10 protein-coding genes are annotated in these 16,837 nt (G+C 73.9%); 8 read left to right on the top strand and 2 right to left on the bottom strand.

Features of this window, described 5'->3' with window-relative positions:
- Window positions 1-129 precede the first annotated feature (129 nt).
- The 3 genes from ACIQD7_RS05570 (at window position 130) to hflX (ending at window position 5,567) form a co-directional block, all read left to right on the top strand.
- Window positions 130-2,316, top strand: a complete 2,187-nt coding sequence (locus tag ACIQD7_RS05570; RefSeq protein ID WP_402439573.1) for a RelA/SpoT family protein — start codon at window positions 130-132, stop codon at window positions 2,314-2,316.
- A 130-nt stretch (window positions 2,317-2,446) separates the two neighbouring features.
- Complete coding sequence (locus ACIQD7_RS05565) at window positions 2,447-3,949, top strand: M1 family metallopeptidase (RefSeq protein WP_402439571.1); 1,503 nt, start codon at window positions 2,447-2,449, stop codon at window positions 3,947-3,949.
- 124 nt (window positions 3,950-4,073) lie between these two features.
- Complete coding sequence (gene hflX / locus ACIQD7_RS05560) at window positions 4,074-5,567, top strand: GTPase HflX (RefSeq protein ID WP_402439569.1); 1,494 nt, start codon at window positions 4,074-4,076, stop codon at window positions 5,565-5,567.
- A 93-nt stretch (window positions 5,568-5,660) separates the two neighbouring features.
- On the opposite strand, the gene ACIQD7_RS05555 is transcribed toward hflX, so the two are convergent.
- Both ACIQD7_RS05555 and ACIQD7_RS05550 read right to left on the bottom strand, forming a co-directional pair.
- A complete protein-coding gene (locus ACIQD7_RS05555) occupies window positions 5,661-6,833 on the bottom strand; it encodes a trypsin-like serine peptidase (RefSeq protein ID WP_402439567.1) in 1,173 nt (390 codons plus the stop codon).
- 120 nt (window positions 6,834-6,953) lie between these two features.
- Window positions 6,954-8,129 carry a trypsin-like serine peptidase gene (locus ACIQD7_RS05550; protein WP_402439565.1) on the bottom strand — a complete coding sequence of 392 codons (1,176 nt, stop codon included), beginning with the start codon at window positions 8,127-8,129 and terminating at the stop codon, window positions 6,954-6,956.
- Window positions 8,130-8,626: 497 nt separating this feature from the next.
- Here ACIQD7_RS05550 and ACIQD7_RS05545 point away from each other — a divergent pair, with 497 nt between their 5' ends.
- From ACIQD7_RS05545 to ACIQD7_RS05525, 5 genes are all read left to right on the top strand, one after another.
- A complete protein-coding gene (locus ACIQD7_RS05545) occupies window positions 8,627-10,027 on the top strand; it encodes a diaminobutyrate--2-oxoglutarate transaminase family protein (protein WP_402439726.1) in 1,401 nt (466 codons plus the stop codon).
- Window positions 10,024-11,931, top strand: a complete 1,908-nt coding sequence (locus ACIQD7_RS05540) for an IucA/IucC family protein (protein WP_402439563.1) — start codon at window positions 10,024-10,026, stop codon at window positions 11,929-11,931. Before ACIQD7_RS05545 ends, ACIQD7_RS05540 begins: the two co-directional genes overlap by 4 nt.
- Window positions 11,932-11,982: 51 nt before the next feature.
- Window positions 11,983-12,786 (top strand): GNAT family N-acetyltransferase, encoded by an 804-nt coding sequence (locus ACIQD7_RS05535; RefSeq protein WP_402439561.1) that lies wholly within the window; start codon window positions 11,983-11,985, stop codon window positions 12,784-12,786.
- A gap of 193 nt (window positions 12,787-12,979) precedes the next feature.
- Entirely contained in the window at window positions 12,980-14,743 is a 1,764-nt protein-coding gene (locus ACIQD7_RS05530) for an IucA/IucC family protein (protein WP_402439724.1), read from the top strand.
- 37 nt (window positions 14,744-14,780) lie between these two features.
- Window positions 14,781-16,754: an ATP-dependent DNA helicase gene (locus ACIQD7_RS05525; RefSeq protein ID WP_121830664.1), complete on the top strand. Its 1,974-nt coding sequence runs from the start codon at window positions 14,781-14,783 to the stop codon at window positions 16,752-16,754.
- Window positions 16,755-16,837: the final 83 nt, after the last annotated feature.

Here is a 16,837-nt window from a genome sequence, read left to right as displayed (position 1 = left end):
TCGAATGGGTGATCCGATTCACGCTGAGCGAGAGCGTGACTGCGCCGCGTGGTGGGGTCGGTAGCATCAAGCACCGGCCCCCGGGCACGCCTGGCCCGCCCACCGCCGGTCTGTCGCCGGAGGTGCCCCATGAGCGCAGAGGCCACCAACCCTGTGAGCGCGGCGGAGGACGCCGCCGCCGACACGACCGTCCGCAGACGCGGACGCGCCCGCATCGACCTGCGCCGGCTCGGCCGCGCCGCCCTGCTCGGCGCCACCGCCGGACCGGCCCCCCGCGACCGGCTGCCCGACGCCATCGGCCACGTGGCCGAGGCGCACCGCGCCCACCATCCCGAGGCCGACCTGACGGTGCTGCGCCGGGCGTACGTCCTGGCCGAGTCCTCGCACCGCGGCCAGTTCCGCAAGAGCGGCGAGCCGTACATCACCCATCCGCTCGCGGTCACCCTGATCCTGGCCGAGCTGGGCGCCGAGACCACCACCCTGACCGCCTCCCTCCTCCACGACACCGTCGAGGACACCGAGGTGACGCTCGATCAGGTCCGCCGGGAGTTCGGCGATGAGGTCGCCTACCTCGTCGACGGCGTCACCAAGGTCGAGAAGATCGACTACGGCGCCGCCGCCGAACCCGAGACCTTCCGCAAGATGCTCGTCGCCACCGGCAACGACGTCCGGGTCATGTCGATCAAGCTCGCCGACCGCCTCCACAACATGCGGACCCTCGGCGTGATGCGCCCCGAGAAACAGGCCCGGATCGCCAAGGTCACCCGGGACGTCCTCATCCCGCTCGCGGAACGCCTCGGCGTCCAGGCCCTCAAGACCGAGCTGGAGGACCTGGTCTTCGCCATCCTCCACCCCGAGGAGTACGAGACCACGCGCGCGCTCATCGCCGGCAACCCGCACGCCCCCGACGCGCTCGGCGCCGTCGCGGAGCAGGTCGACGCCGTCCTGCGCGAGGCGGGCATCGCCGCCGAAGTCCTCGTCAGGCCCCGGCACTTCGTCTCCGTCCACCGCGTCCGCCTCAAGCGCGGCGAGCTGCGCGGCTGCGACTTCGGCCGACTCCTCGTGCTCGTCGCCGAGGACGCCGACTGCTACGGGGTCCTCGGGGAGCTGCACACCTGCTTCACCCCGGTGATCTCCGAGTTCAAGGACTTCATCGCGGCGCCCAAGTTCAACCTGTACCAGTCCCTGCACACCGCCGTCGCCGCCCCCGACGGGGCCGTGGCCGAGGTCCTCATCCGCACCCACCGGATGCACAAGGTCGCGGAGGCCGGGGTCGTCGCCCTCGGCAACCCCCACGTGGGCCAGGAGCCGCCCGAGCAGGCGGACGGCACGGCGCCCGAGGACGGCGAGCGCGTCGACCCCACCCGGCCCGGCTGGCTCTCCCGCCTCCTCGACTGGCAGCAGTCCGCACCCGACCCGGACACCTTCTGGACCTCCCTGCGCGCCGACCTCGCCGAGGACGACGAGATCACCGTCTTCCGCGCCGACGGGAGCGCCCCCGGCACGATCAGCCTGCCCGCCGGCGCCAGCTGCGTCGACGCCGCCTACGCCCAGTACGGAGAGGCCGCCCACTCCTGTCTCGGCGCCCGCGTCAACGGGCGCCTCGCACCCCTGAGCACCGTCCTGGGCGACGGCGACACCGTCCAGCTCCTGCTCGCCCAGGACCCCGTCTCCGGCCCGTCCCCGGAGTGGCTGGACCACGCCCGCACCCCCGCCGCCCGGATCGCCATCACCGAGTGGCTGCGGGCCCACCCCGAGACCGCCGAACCCCGGCTCCCGTCCCGGCCCGACGCCCAGCCCGGGACACGGCCCGACCCCCGCCCGGCCACCGCCCGCCGCTCCGGCGCCGAACTCCACGCCGACCTGGACGGCGAGCCGCCCGCCGCCGTCCGGCCCGCCGGGTGCTGCACCCCCGTACCCCCCGACGAGATCACCGGCTTCCGGGTGCGCGGCGGATCGGTCACCGTCCACCGCTCCGGCTGCGCCTCCGCCGACGCCATGCGCCGGGTCGGCCGCGCCCCCGTCGCCGTCCGCTGGGGCGACACCGCCCAGGGCAGGGTCACCCTCGTCGCCGAGTCCTTCGGCCGGCCCGGCCTCCTCGCCGACCTCACCGAGGCCATCGCCGCCGCCGGAGCCGCCGTCGTCTCCGCGACCGTCGAGCCGCCCAGCGAGCAGCGGGTCCGCCACACGTACACCCTCCACCTCCCCGACGCGGCGGAGCTGCCCGCCCTCATGCGGGCCATGCGGGACGTGCCCGGGGTGTACGACGTGAGCCGCGCCCGCCACCGCGCGTCCCCCCGCCCCCGCCGGACGTGACCGGCGTACGGAAGACCGGCACGTGACCCCCGGGCGCGACCCCCTTCGGGTGGCGGGCGGGCGAGCCGCCGGGGCGCACGGCGAAAGCCCTGGTAGCCGTAGGTCCAGTCCTCCGGAAAGGCCCTGGCCCATGCCGTTCGCCCGTCCCCCCGTGCCGTTCGACCACGCCCTCCCGCCCCGCGCCCGGTGGCTCCGCTCCGCCGCCCTGGTCGCCTCCTCGGCCGGGCTCGTCGCCGCCTCCCTGCCCGCCCCCACGCCGCTCGGCATCGGCGACCCGCTCTTCCCGCACCTCGGCAACCCGGGCTACGACGTCCTCGCCTACACCCTCGACGTCGCCTACCCCGGCGCGAACGACAAGCCGCTCTCCGCCGTCACCAGGATCGACGCGCTCGCCACCGACGACCTGGAGCGGATCAACCTCGACTTCACCCACGGCGAGGTCTCCGCCGTCACCGTCGACGGCCGCCCCGCCGCCCACACCACCCGGGGCGAGGACCTGGTCGTCACCCCCGCGGTCCCCGTCGACGCGGGCGAACCGGTCCGGATCACCGTCACCCACACCAGCGACCCCTCCGGCCCCGCCGACACCGGCGGCTGGGTCCGCACCGGCGACGGCCTCGCCATGGCCAACCAGGCCGACGCCGCCCACCGGGTCTTCCCGTCCAACGACCACCCGGCGGACAAGGCGTACTTCACCTTCCGGATCACCGTCCCCGACGGGCTCACCGCCGTCGCCAACGGACTGCCCGCCGGCCGCGTCCGCCACGGCTCCACCACCACCTGGACCTACCGCACCCGCCACCCCATGGCCACCGAGCTCGCCCAGATCTCCATCGGCCGCTCCGCCGTCGTCCACCGCGCGGGCCCCCACGGGCTGCCCCTGCGGGACGTGGTGCCCGCCGCCGACCGGGAGCTCCTGGAACCCTGGCTCCGCAGGACGCCGGGGCACGTGGAGTGGATGGAGCGGCAGGTCGGCCCGTACCCCTTCGAGACCTACGGGGTGCTCGTCGCCGACGCCACCACGGGCTTCGAGCTGGAGACCCAGACCCTCTCGCTCTTCGAGCGCCGCCTCTTCGCGGACACGACCCTCCCCGAGTGGTACGTCGACTCGATCATGGTCCACGAGCTGGCCCACCAGTGGTTCGGCAACAGCGTCTCGCCCCGCAGCTGGTCCGACCTGTGGCTCAACGAGGGACACGCCAGCTGGTACGAGGCCCTGTACGCCGAGGAGACCGCCGGCCGGTCCCTGGAGCGGCGCATGAAGGCCGCCTACGCCGCCTCCGACGGGTGGCGGGCGGCCGGCGGGCCCCCGGCCGCCCCCGAGCCCCCCTCGCCGGACCACAAGATCAGCCTCTTCCGGCCCGTCGTCTACGACGGCAGCTCCCTCGTCCTCTACGCGCTCCGCCAGGAGATCGGCACCGACGCCTTCCGGCGCCTGGAACGGGCCTGGATCACCCGGTACCGCGACGGGAACGCCACCACCGCCGACTTCGTCGCCCTGGCCGGCCGCACCGCCGGACGCGACCTCACCGGCTTCCTCCGGGACTGGCTGTACGGGGAGAAGACCCCGCCCATGCCCGGGCACCCGGACTGGCGCAGCAACCCGGCGGGAGGCGCGCCGAAACCCGGATGACGGGCCCCGGCGGGGCGTGTCACCATCGTCCGGTCGGCGGCGCGGCCGGGTCCGGGAATCTTCCGGCGCCCGCGCGCGTTGTCACCGGCACACACTTCTTTCTCTCCTCAGACGTAAGGATCCAATGACCTCCTCTTCATCCCCTTCCCAGGACGACCAGAGCTTCGCGGAGACGAGCCGTACCGAGAGCCTTCGGGCCGATGCCCTGATGGAAGAGGACGTCGCCTGGAGCCACGAGATCGACGGAGAGCGGGACGGCGACCAGTTCGACCGCTCCGAGCGCGCGGCCCTGCGCCGCGTCGCCGGCCTCTCCACCGAGCTCGAGGACGTCACCGAGGTCGAGTACCGCCAGCTGCGCCTGGAGCGCGTCGTGCTGGTCGGCGTATGGACCTCGGGGACGGTGCAGGACGCGGAGAACTCCCTCGCGGAGCTCGCGGCCCTCGCCGAGACGGCGGGCGCCCTCGTGCTCGACGGCGTGATCCAGCGCCGCGACAAGCCGGACCCGGCCACCTTCATCGGCTCGGGCAAGGCGCGCGAGCTGCGGGACATCGTGGTCGAGACCGGTGCCGACACCGTCGTCTGCGACGGCGAGCTCAGCCCCGGCCAGCTCATCGCCCTCGAAGACGTCGTCAAGGTCAAGGTGGTCGACCGGACCGCCCTCATCCTCGACATCTTCGCCCAGCACGCCAAGTCCCGAGAGGGCAAGGCGCAGGTCGCGCTCGCGCAGATGCAGTACATGCTGCCGCGACTGCGCGGCTGGGGCCAGTCCCTCTCCCGTCAGATGGGCGGCGGCGGCGGTGGCGGCATGGCGACCCGCGGTCCCGGTGAGACCAAGATCGAGACCGACCGGCGCCGCATCCGCGAGAAGATGGCGAAGATGCGCCGGGAGATCGCCGAGATGAAGACCGGCCGCGACGTCAAGCGGCAGGAGCGGCGCCGCAACAACGTGCCGTCGGTCGCCATCGCGGGCTACACCAACGCCGGCAAGTCCTCCCTGCTCAACCGGCTCACGGGCGCGGGCGTCCTCGTGGAGAACGCGCTGTTCGCCACGCTCGACCCGACCGTCCGCCGGGCCGAGACGCCCACCGGCCGGGTCTACACCCTGGCCGACACCGTCGGCTTCGTCCGGCACCTGCCGCACCACCTGGTCGAGGCGTTCCGCTCCACCATGGAGGAGGTCGGCGACTCCGACCTCATCCTGCACGTGGTGGACGGCTCGCACCCCGCCCCGGAGGAGCAGCTGGCCGCCGTCCGCGAGGTCTTCCGGGACGTCGGCGCGGTGAACGTGCCGGAGATCGTCGTCATCAACAAGGCGGACGCGGCGGACCCCCTGGTCCTCCAGCGGCTGCTGCGCGTGGAGAAGCACTCCATCGCCGTCTCGGCCCGCTCGGGCCAGGGCATCGAGGAGCTGCTGGCGCTCATCGACGCCGAGCTGCCGCGCCCGAAGGTCGAGATCGAGGCCCTCGTGCCGTACACACAGGGCGGTCTGGTCTCGCGGGTGCACGCCGAGGGCGAGCTGGAGTCCGAGGAGCACACCCCCGAGGGCACCCTGCTCAAGGCCAGGGTGCACGAGGAACTGGCGGCGCTCCTGGCGCCGTTCATGCCCGCCGCGCACTGACCCCGCCGTACGTGCCGAAGGCGCCGGCCTCCTCCCCGCGGGGAGGAGGCCGGCGCCTTCGGCCGTTCCGGAGAACGGGATCCGTGGGACGGGTCAGCCGGCGAACTTCTTGCTGACCATCTCGTGGGCCGCCTTGGCACTGCTGCCCAGCTGCGGTCCGGCGAGCCAGCCGTTGCTGCCGGCCGGGCCGATCGAGGTGTTCGACACGAGCGCCGTCCTCCCGCTCGGCAGCACCCGAAACCAGCCGCCGCCGGACGAACCGGCGGTCATCGTGCAGCCGATCCGGTACATCACCGGGGTCGCGGGTGCCGTGGTGAGCCGCGTCGCCCGGTCCAGGCACTTGTGCATGATCACACCGTTGTACGGGGCGGCCTGCGGGTAGCCCCAGGCACCGATCGTCCCCGCCTGCGCGGGCGCCGGGGCGGAGAAGTCCACCGGCAGGGCGGCGCCGACGGTCTCCTCCAGGGACTTGCCGCCCCGCTGCGGCTTCACGTGCAGCACGGCGTAGTCGTACGGCCAGGCCTGGTTGGTGCCGCCGGACGTGATCCAGTCGTTCGAGGTCACGGCCCAGTCGGCCCAGTACTGGCCGTACGGGTACACCTCGTGCGGCTTCGCGTTGCTGAGCGCGGCGGGGGACTTGCCCAGGTCGTTGTAGGCGGGCACGAAGGTGATGTTGCGGTACCAGCCGCCCTTCTTGCCCGCGTGGACGCAGTGCCCGGCCGTCCAGACCAGGTTCGACTTCCCGGGGCGGCGGGGGTCCTTCACGATGGTGCCGGAGCAGACCATGTGGCCCTGCGGCGCGTCGAAGAAGATCTTGCCGACCGGGGCCGCGTTGCGGTGGTACGGGGTCTTCTCGCGCTGCGCCCGCACGGGCCGGGGGGTCGGGTCGGTGCCGCCGGTGCCGGCCTGCGCCGTGATCGTCTGGTCCGGGCTCTTCGCGGACTGCATCCGCGCCGGGTCCCAGAGCCCCTCGATCACCGGGTTGACGAAGTCCTCGGCCTCACGGAGCCAGGTGTCCCTGTCCCAGTTCTTCCACTCGCCGTCCCTCCACTTGTCCGGGTCGACGCCGTGCTTCCTGAGCTTGTCGGCGAGGTCCTTGCCGAGGCCGGCGTCGCCGTTCCCGGCATCGGCCGCGGGTGCGGAACTGCTCGCCCCGCCGGCCGGCTTGTCGGCCGCCGGGGTCTCGGTGGGGCCGCAGGCCGTGGCGGTCAGCGCGAGCGCCGTCACCAGGCCGAGGGCCGCGGGTATGAGTCGTACGGAGCGCATGTGGTGATTTCCCCCTGAGGTGTGACCCCGGGCCCGGGGCCGGCCGCGATCCGGCGCGGCCCGCGGGGCGGGTGCGACATGGGTGGAGGCGGGACCCGGGGGTCCCGCCTCCGCGCCGTCCTACTGCCCGGCGTACTTCTTGCTGACCTCGTCGAAGATGCCCTTGGCCTCCGGGCCGAGGCGCGGACCCGCGAGCCAGCCGGCCGAGGCCGGGCCGATCGAGGTGTTCGACACCAGCGCCGGCTTGCCGTCGGTGCCCTCGGCCACCCAGCCGCCGCCGGACGAACCGCCGGTCATGGTGCAGCCGATGCGGTACATCGTCGGCTGGTTCGCCTTCAGGGACAGCCGGCCCGGCTTGTCCTGGCACTGGAACATCTTCTGGCCGTCGAACGGCGCCGCCGCCGGGTAGCCGGTCGCCGTCATGCTCGCGATCTTCGGCACGGCGGGCGCGTTGAACTCCACCGGAAGCGCCGAACCGACCGTCTCCTCCAGGGACTTGGCCGAGGAGCCCTTCTCCGGGGTCACCTTGATGACCGCGAAGTCGTAGGGCGCGCCCGCGCCGCCGGTGTTCGCGCCCTCGGCGATCCACTGGTCGGAGGTCTTGACCCACTCCGCCCACCACACGCCGTACGGGGCGATCCGCTCGCGCGATGCCTTCTCCAGGTCGGAGGTCGCCAGCGCCGCGTCGTTGTACGAGGGCACGAAGGCGATGTTGCGGTACCAGCCGCCCTTCTTGCCCTTGTGCACGCAGTGCCCGGCCGTCCAGACCATGTTGGACTTGCCCGGGTGCGCCGGGTCCTTCACGACCGTGGCCGAGCAGACCATGGAGCCCTCGGGGCCGTCGAAGAAGACCTTGCCGGACTCGGGGGCGTTGTCGTGGTACTTCGCGTCCACGGCCTTCGCCCGCACCGGGGCCGGAGTCGGGTCGGTGACGCCCTCGTCGCCCGAGATGTCCTCCTCCTCGACCGGCTTGTCGGGGCGCTCGGCCTCCCGCATCCGGTCCGGGTCCCAGAGGTCCTCGATGATCGGGTTGACGAAGTCCTTGGCCTCACGCAGCCACTTGTCGCGGTCCCAGTTCTTCCACTCGCCGTCGCGCCACTTGTCGAGGTCGATCCCGTGTTCCTTCAGGCGGTCCTTCAGGTCCTCCGGAATCTTGATCTTCTCGGCCGGGCTCAGGCTCGCGGGCGCGCTGGGCTTGTCTCCCGCGTTCTCCTCGCTCGGCCCGCAGGACGTAACGGTGAGCGTCAGCGCCGCGACGGCGGAAGCCGCCGTCAGCAGCGGACGAATCGATCGCATCTCGTGATCCCCCTGGGACTACGTCAACTTGTACGGCTTGCTCGTCGGTGAGCAGTGGCCGGATCCCGGCGGATCGCGGCCGACGGCCCCCACTATGCCGGTGACGGAGGGGACGGTACGCGCCCCGCCGGTGGTTCCGGGCACCGTTCGGCCGTTGCCGTGCCGTGATCCGGGACACGCCAAGAACTTGCCTCCGGCCCGTGATCCCGGGGAGTTCCCGTCGTTGGTACGTACGGGGGACACAACGGAGGCGCCGGGGAGGGCCCTTGCGGCAGCTCCACGACGTCCCGATGTGCAACGCAACTGTTACAGCGGGAGGACACCGAGCCGTGGCCGTGACCGAATCAGCTCCGGCCGTCCCGGCGGAGCCGCACGCCCCGCCGGCCCCGGCGGACGCGCCGAACCGGGCGGGCGAAAGCCGTGAAACGCCAGGAAAGGCCGAAGGCGGACAGGCCTCCCCGTCGGGGCGGACGGTACGGGGGACCGGGTACGAGGGGATCCTGCGCCGCCAGTCCCTGCGCGAGTCCGCCGCCCGCACCTACGCCCGCTCCCTGCCGATCGTGCCCGTGCGGGCCCGGGGCCTGACCATCGAGGGCGCCGACGGCCGCCGCTACCTCGACTGCCTCTCCGGCGCCGGGACGCTCGCGCTCGGCCACAACCACCCCGTGGTCCTCGAAGCCGTCAAGAAGGTCCTCGACTCGGGCGCCCCGCTCCACGTCCTCGACCTCGCCACCCCCCTCAAGGACGCCTTCACCACCGAACTGTTCGCCACCCTCCCCGGCGACCTCGCCGACGACGCCCGCGTCCAGTTCTGCGGACCGGCCGGCACCGACGCCGTCGAGGCCGCCCTCACCCTCGTCCGCACCGCCACCGGCCGCGACGGCCTCCTCGCCTTCACCGGCGCCTACCACGGCATGACCTCCGGAGCCCTCGCCGCCTCCGGCGGGGCCCGCGACGTCCGCGTCACCCGGCTGCCCTACCCCCACCCCTACCGCTGCCCCTTCGGCGTCGGCGGCGAACACGGCGCGGAACTCTCCGCCCGCTGGACCGAGAGCCTCCTCGACGACCCCAAGAGCGGCGTCGCCACCCCCGCCGGAATGATCGTCGAGGCCGTCCAGGGCGAAGGCGGCGTCATCCCCGCCCCCGACGACTGGATGCGCCGGATGCGCCGCATCACCGCCGACCGCTCCATCCCCCTCGTCGTCGACGAGGTCCAGACCGGGGTCGGCCGCACCGGCGCCTTCTGGGCCGTCGAACACAGCGGCGTCGTACCCGACGTGATGGTCCTCTCCAAGGCCATCGGCGGCTCCCTCCCCCTCGCCGTCGTCGTCTACCGCTCCGCGCTCGACGCCTGGGAACCCGGCGCCCACGCCGGCACCTTCCGCGGCAACCAGCTCGCCATGGCCGCCGGCACGGCCACCCTCGCGTACGTCCGCGAGAACAGGCTGGCCGAACGGGCTGGCACTCTCGGCGCCCGCATCCTCGGACAGCTCCGGGGCCTCGCCGCGGCCCACCCGTGCGTCGGCGACGTCCGCGGCCGGGGCCTGATGATCGGCGTCGAACTCGTCGACCCCGACGCGGCCGGACCGGACGACACCGTCCCGCCCGCCGCCCCCGCCCTGGCCCTCGCCGTCCAGCAGGAGTGTCTGGCCCGCGGACTCATCGTCGAACTCGGCGGCCGCCACTCCGCGGTGGTCCGGCTCCTGCCGCCGCTCACCCTCACCGACGAGCAGGCCACCGCCGTCCTGGACCGCTTCGCCGACGCCCTCGCCGCCGCCGAACGGGCCCGCGCCCCCCACCCGCCCCCCTCCCGCCGGGCCCCCGCCCCCAGGCCCGCCCCCGGGCCGTCCCACCGACCCCGGACCGCCCCCGGCCCCACCCCCCAAGGAAGCCCGTGAACGCCACGCCCACCTCCCCGGCGCCCGCCACCGCACCCCTCCTCGCCACCGACCCCCTCACGGCCGGGACCTCCGCCCCCGGGGCACCCGGCTCCGGGAACCCCCGCTCCGGGGGCCCCCGCTTCGAGGACCCCACCGTCCCGCACCAGCACGCCGGACCGCACGGCCCCCGGGTCTCCCGGGCCGCCGACCCCCTGGACGACCCTGACGCGGCGCGCGCCGCCGACACGGCCGCGGTCGAGAACCTCCTGCGCTGCTGGGTCCGGGAGAAGAACCTCCCCGCCCCCGCCTCCACCACCCTGCGCGTCCCCCTCGACGCCAGCGGCACCGCCCTCCTCGTCCCCGTCCACTACTGGTCGCCCACCGGCTGGCACCGCTTCGGCGCCCCCGTCCTCGAAGGACTCCCCTCCTCGGCGCCGCCCGCCGACGCGGTCACCGTCGCCGCCCTTCTCAGCCGGGAGACCGGCCGCCCCGAGGGCACCGAACTCGTCGGCCGGGTCGCCGACTCCGCCCGCCGCACCGCCGACTTCATCACCGAGCGCCGCCGCCGGCCCCAGCCGCACCCGGACGCCGACCTGTTCCTCGCCGCCGAGCAGTCCCTCCTGCTCGGCCACCCGCTCCACCCCACCCCCAAGAGCCGCGAAGGCCTCACCGAGGCCGAGAGCCGCCTCTACTCACCCGAGCTGCACGGCGCCTTCCCCCTCCACTGGTTCGCCGTCGACCGCTCCCTCCTGGCCTCCGACTCCGCCTGGACCGAACAGGGCCGCCCCGTCACCGCCGAACAGCTCGCCCTCGGCCTCGCGGAAGGGCTCGCGCTCCCCACCGGCACCGTGCCCCTGCCCCTCCACCCCTGGCAGGCCCGCGAACTCCGCCACCGCCCCGACGTCCGCGCCCTCCTCGACGGCGGCCTCCTCCACGACCTCGGACCCCACGGTGCCCCCTGGCACCCCACCTCCTCCATCCGCACCGTGCACCGCCCCGGCGCCCCGGCCATGCTCAAGCTCTCCCTCGGCCTGCGCATCACCAACTCCCGCCGCGAGAACCTCCGCAAGGAACTCCACCGGGGCGTCGAGGTCCACCGGCTGCTCCGGACCGGCCTCGTCGACGAGTGGCAGGCCGCCCACCCGGGCTTCGACATCGTCCGCGACCCCGCCTGGCTGGCCGTCGACACCCCGGACGGCGCCCCCGTCCCCGGCCTCGACGTCATGATCCGCCACAACCCCTTCGGCCCCGGCGACGACGCCGTCTGCATCGCCGCCCTCACCGCCCCCCGCCCCTGGCCCGGAGCCACCGCCATGCGCTCCCGGCTCGCCGACGTCATCGGCCGGCTCGCCGCCCGCACCGGCCGCCCCGGCGCCGCCGTCGCCACCGAGTGGTTCCTCCGCTACCTCGACCAGGTCGTCCGCCCTGTCCTCTGGCTCGACGGACACGCCGGCATCGCCCTGGAGGCCCACCAGCAGAACACCCTGGTGCTCCTGGACCCGGACGGCTGGCCGGTCGGCGGCCGCTACCGCGACAACCAGGGCTACTACTTCCGCGAGTCCCACCGCAGCGAGCTGGAGAGCCGCCTCCCCGGCATCGGCGCCCACAGCGACACCTTCGTCTCCGACCAGGTCACCGACGAGCGCTTCGCCTACTACCTCGGCATCAACAACGTCCTCGGCCTGATCGGCGCCTTCGGCGCCCAGCACCTCGCCGACGAACGCGTCCTGCTCGCCGCCCTCCGCAGCTTCCTCACCTCCGCCACCGGCCTGGGCTCGCCCCTCCCGCACCGGCTCCTGGAAGCCGCGACCCTGCGCAGCAAGGCCAACCTCCTCACCCGGCTGCACGGCCTGGACGAACTCGTCGGCCCGGTCGACACCCAGTCCGTCTACGTCACCGTCACCAACCCCCTCCGCGCCTGACCCGCCGACGACCCCACGCCCCGACCGCACCGCCGAGAGGAGAGCGACACCGTGTCACCCACCCGCCCCCCGGTCGACCCGCCGGGGGACGACACCCTCGACCTGAGGGTCGACGACCTCGTCGCCCTCCTCACCCGGGGAGCACCACCCCAGCCCCCGGCCGACACCGTCCCCGGCGCCCCTTCCGCCTCCGCCCCCACCACCCCCGGAGCCCCCTCCGTTTCCGGCACCCCCTCCGGCGTCCTCTTCCGCGGCGGCCTCCCGCACCGCGAACTCCTCGACGGCGACCTGCTCGACTCCGTCGCCTCCTGGAGCCCCGCCGCCACCCCGGCCGGCTCCTTCCGGCTCGTCCCCGTCCGGCTCGAACGGGACCTGCCGCTCCTCGTCCGGTGGATGAACGACCCCGCCGTCTCCGCCTTCTGGGAGCTCGCCGGACCCGAGACCGTGACCGCCGAGCACCTCCGCGCCCAACTGGAGGGCGACGGCCGGAGCGTCCCCTGCCTCGGCCTGCTCGACGGCACGCCCATGAGCTACTTCGAGATCTACCGCGCCGACCTCGACCCGCTCGCCCGGCACTACCCGGCACACCCCCACGACACGGGCGTCCACCTGCTCATCGGCGGCGTCACCGACCGGGGCCGGGGCATCGGCACCACGCTCCTGCGGGCGGTCGCCGACCTGATCCTCGACCACCGTCCCCGGTGCACCCGCGTCCTCGCCGAACCCGACCTCCGCAACACCCCCTCCGTCTCGGCCTTCCTCGGCGGCGGCTTCCGCTACGCGGCGGAAGTCGACCTGCCCGACAAGAAGGCCGCCCTCATGATCCGTGACCGCGCCCTGCGGCACGTCCTCTGAACCCACCCCTCCCTTGCGTACACCGCTCGCCCCACAGCGGTTCCCACCCCGAGGAGTCCTCGTGTCGACGTCCCCTGCACCCCACGACTCCGTACGACCCGCCCCTTCCGTCCCGGTCCCCGCTTCGATCCCCGTCCAGGCCCCCGCACCCTCCGCATCCGAACCCCTCGCATCCGAACCCCCCGCGTCCGAACTGCTCGCGCCCCCCGAGCTGAACGCCGCCGCCTGGGCCCGCGCCTCCTCCCGTCTCCTCGCCAAGCTCCTCTCCGAGTTCGCGTACGAGGAGGTCCTCGCACCCGTCCCCGCCGGAGACGAGGACGGCGCCCCCGACCGTCACGCGCTGCGGCTGGACGACGGCACCACGCTCACCTTCCGCGCCCGCCGCGGCGCCTACGGCGGCTGGCGCGTCGCCGCCGATTCGATCACCCACGAGGGCCGGCCCCTGACCGATCCCTTCGACTTCCTGGTCCGTGCCCGCCTCCTCCTCCGGCTCGACGGCGCCACCCTCGGCCACCTCATCCGCGAGCTCTCCGCCACCCTCGCCGCCGACACCCGCCTCGACCACACGGCCCTCCCCGCGCACGAGCTGGCCGAGCTCTCCTACGCCGAACTCGAAGGCCACCAGACCGGCCACCCCTGGCTCGTCCTCAACAAGGGCCGCATCGGCTTCTCCGCCTCCGACGCCGCCCGCTGGGCCCCCGAGGCGCGCCGCCCCGCCCGGCTGCCGTGGATCGCCGTCAGCACCCGCCTCGCCGCCTACCGGGGCGTCCCCGGCCTGGAGAATCCCGACCTCCTCTACACCCGGGAACTCGACCCCGAGGTCCGCGCCTCCTTCCGCGCCGCCCTCACCGCCCGCGGCCACGCGCCCGACGACTACCTGCTGCTCCCCGTCCACCCCTGGCAGTGGGACGAGATCCTGCTCCCCCTCTACGCGCCGGCCGTCGCCGCCGGGGACATCGTCCCCCTCCCCACCGACGGCGACCTCCGCCTGCCGCAGCAGTCCGTCCGCACCTTCCTCAACACCAGCCGCCCCGACCGGCACACCGTCAAGCTCCCCCTCTCCGTGCTCAACACCCTCGTCTGGCGCGGGCTGCCCACCGAACGCACCCTCGCCGCCCCCGCCGTCACCTCCTGGGTCCACGGACTGCGCGACGACGACCCGTTCCTCCGGGACGAGTGCCGCGTGATCCTCCTCGGAGAGGTCGCCTCCGTCACCGTCGAGCACCCGCTGTACGACCGGCTGCCCGAAGTCCCCTACCAGTACAAGGAACTGCTCGGCGCGATCTGGCGCGAGCCCCTGGGACTGCCGCCGGGCGAGCGCGCCCGCACCCTCGCCGCCCTCCTCCACACGGACCCGTCCGGCCGCGCGTTCGTCGCCGAACTCGTCGAGCGCTCGGGACTCGCCCCCGCCGTCTGGCTCCAGCACCTCTTCACCGCTCTGCTCCCTCCGCTGCTGCACTTCCTCTACCGCTACGGCACCGTCTTCTCGCCCCACGGCGAGAACGCGATCGTCGTCTACGACACCGACGACGTCCCCGTCCGCCTGGCGATCAAGGACTTCGTCGACGATGTGAACATCAGTGCCCACCCGCTTCCCGAACACGCCACCCTTCCGGACGACGTCCGCGACGTCCTGTTGACGGAGGAGCCCGGTTTCCTGACCCAGTTCATCCACTCGGGGCTCTTCGTCGGCGTCTTCCGCTACCTGGCGCCGCTCTGCGAGGAGCAACTCGGAGTGCCCGAGGAGGACTTCTGGGCCCTCGTCCGCGCCGAGATCCTGCGCCACCAGGCGCGCTTCCCCGAGCTGAAGGAGCGCTTCGAGCTCTTCGACCTCCTCACCCCCCGCATCGAGCGGCTCTGCCTCAACCGCAACCGTCTGCACCTGGACGGCTACCGGGACCGGTCCGAGCGCCCCCACGCGGCCGTCCACGGGACCGTTCCGAACCCACTCGCGTGACCGGGCTGTCAGCACCGCCCCGTAGGGTGGGAGGGCTATGACGAAGCCATCCCTCCCCGACCTCCTCCACGCCGCCGTCGCCGCCGTCGGCGGCACGGAGCGACCCGGCCAGGTCACCATGGCCGAGGCCGTGGCCGAGGCCATCGACGACAGCTCCCACCTCCTCGTCCAGGCCGGCACCGGCACCGGAAAGTCGCTCGGCTACCTCGTGCCGGCGCTGGCCCAGGGGGAGCGGGTGGTGGTGGCCACGGCCACCCTGGCGCTGCAGCGCCAGCTCGTCGAGCGCGACCTCCCCCGGACGGTCGACGCGCTGCACCCGCAGCTGCGCCGCCGCGCCCAGTTCGCCATGCTCAAGGGCCGGTCGAACTACCTCTGTCTGCACCGGCTCCACGAAGGGGTGCCGCAGGACGAGGAGGAGGGGCTCTTCGACCCCTTCGAGGCGGCCGCGCCCACCAGCAAGCTGGGCCAGGACCTGATCCGCCTGCGGGACTGGTCGGACGAGACGGAGACCGGCGACCGGGACGACCTGACGCCGGGCGTCTCCGACCGGGCCTGGTCCCAGGTCTCGGTCTCCTCCCGCGAGTGCCTCGGCGCGAGCAAGTGCGCGTACGGAGCGGAGTGCTTCGCGGAGGCGGCCCGCGAGCGCGCCAAGCTCGCGGACGTCGTCGTCACCAACCACGCCCTGCTCGCCATCGACGCCATCGAGGGCGCCCCGGTGCTCCCGCAGCACGAGGTGCTGATCGTCGACGAGGCCCACGAGCTGGTCTCCCGCGTGACCGGCGTCGCCACCGGGGAGCTCACCCCCGGCCAGGTCAACCGCGCGGTGCGCCGGGCCGCGAAGCTCGTGGACGAGAAGGTCGCCGACCAGCTGCAGACCGCCGCCGAGGGCTTCGAGCGGGTCATGGAGCTGGCGCTGCCGGGCCGTCTGGAGGAGATCCCGGAGGACCTCGCGTACGCCCTGATGGCGCTGCGGGACGCGGCCCGCGCCGTGATCACGGCCCTGGGCTCGACCCGCGACCGGTCCGTGCAGGACGAGGACGCCGTGCGCAAGCAGGCCATGGCCTCGGTGGAGACCGTCCACGGCGTCGCGGAGCGGATCACGCAGGGGTCCGAGTACGACGTCGTCTGGTACGAGCGCCACGATCGGTTCGGTGCCTCGCTGCGGGTCGCCCCGCTCACCGTCTCCGGTCTGCTCCGGGAGAAGCTGTTCACCGAGCGGTCCGTGGTGCTCGCCTCGGCCACCCTCAAGCTGGGCGGCGACTTCAACGGGGTCGGGGCCTCGCTCGGCCTGGCCCCCGAGGGCACCACCGGGGACGACCTGCCGGTCTGGAAGGGCCTCGACGTCGGCTCCCCGTTCGACTACCCCAAGCAGGGCATCCTGTACGTCGCCAAGCACCTCTCGCGCCCCGCGCGCGACGGGGACCGGGGCGACATGCTCGACGAGCTCACCGAGCTGATGCAGGCGGCCGGCGGGCGGACCCTGGGCCTCTTCTCCTCCATGCGCGCGGCGCAGCAGGCGGCGGAGGAGCTGCGGACCCGGGTCCCCGAGCTGCCGATCCTGCTCCAGGGCGAGGACACCCTGGGCGAGCTGATCAAGAACTTCGCCGCCGACCCGCAGACCTGTCTCTTCGGGACGCTGTCGCTCTGGCAGGGCGTGGACGTCCCGGGCCCCAGCTGCCAGCTGGTCGTCATGGACAAGATCCCGTTCCCGCGCCCGGACGACCCGCTGATGAGCGCCCGGCAGAAGGCCGTCGAGGAGGCCGGGGGCAACGGCTTCATGGCGGTGGCGGCGACCCACGCGGCCCTGCTCATGGCCCAGGGCGCGGGCCGTCTCGTGCGGGCCACCGGCGACCGGGGCGTCGTGGCGGTCCTGGACCCCCGGCTCGCCACGGCCCGCTACGGCAGCTACCTCAAGGCCTCGCTGCCCGACTTCTGGTACACCACCGACCGCAACCAGGTGCGGAAGTCGCTCGCGGCCATCGACGCGGCCTCGAAGGCGGCGAGCGTCTGAGATCCGGGCCCGGGAGGTACCGGGCCCGGACACGGCAGGGCCCCGGAACCGGCGCAGGGGTTCCGGGGCCCGGTCAGAGCCGA

It is taken from the genome of Streptomyces sp. NPDC093071, assembly GCF_044754545.1.
In the GTDB taxonomy this organism is placed as follows: domain Bacteria; phylum Actinomycetota; class Actinomycetes; order Streptomycetales; family Streptomycetaceae; genus Streptomyces.
This window is presented reverse-complemented; position numbering and strand designations above follow the sequence as displayed.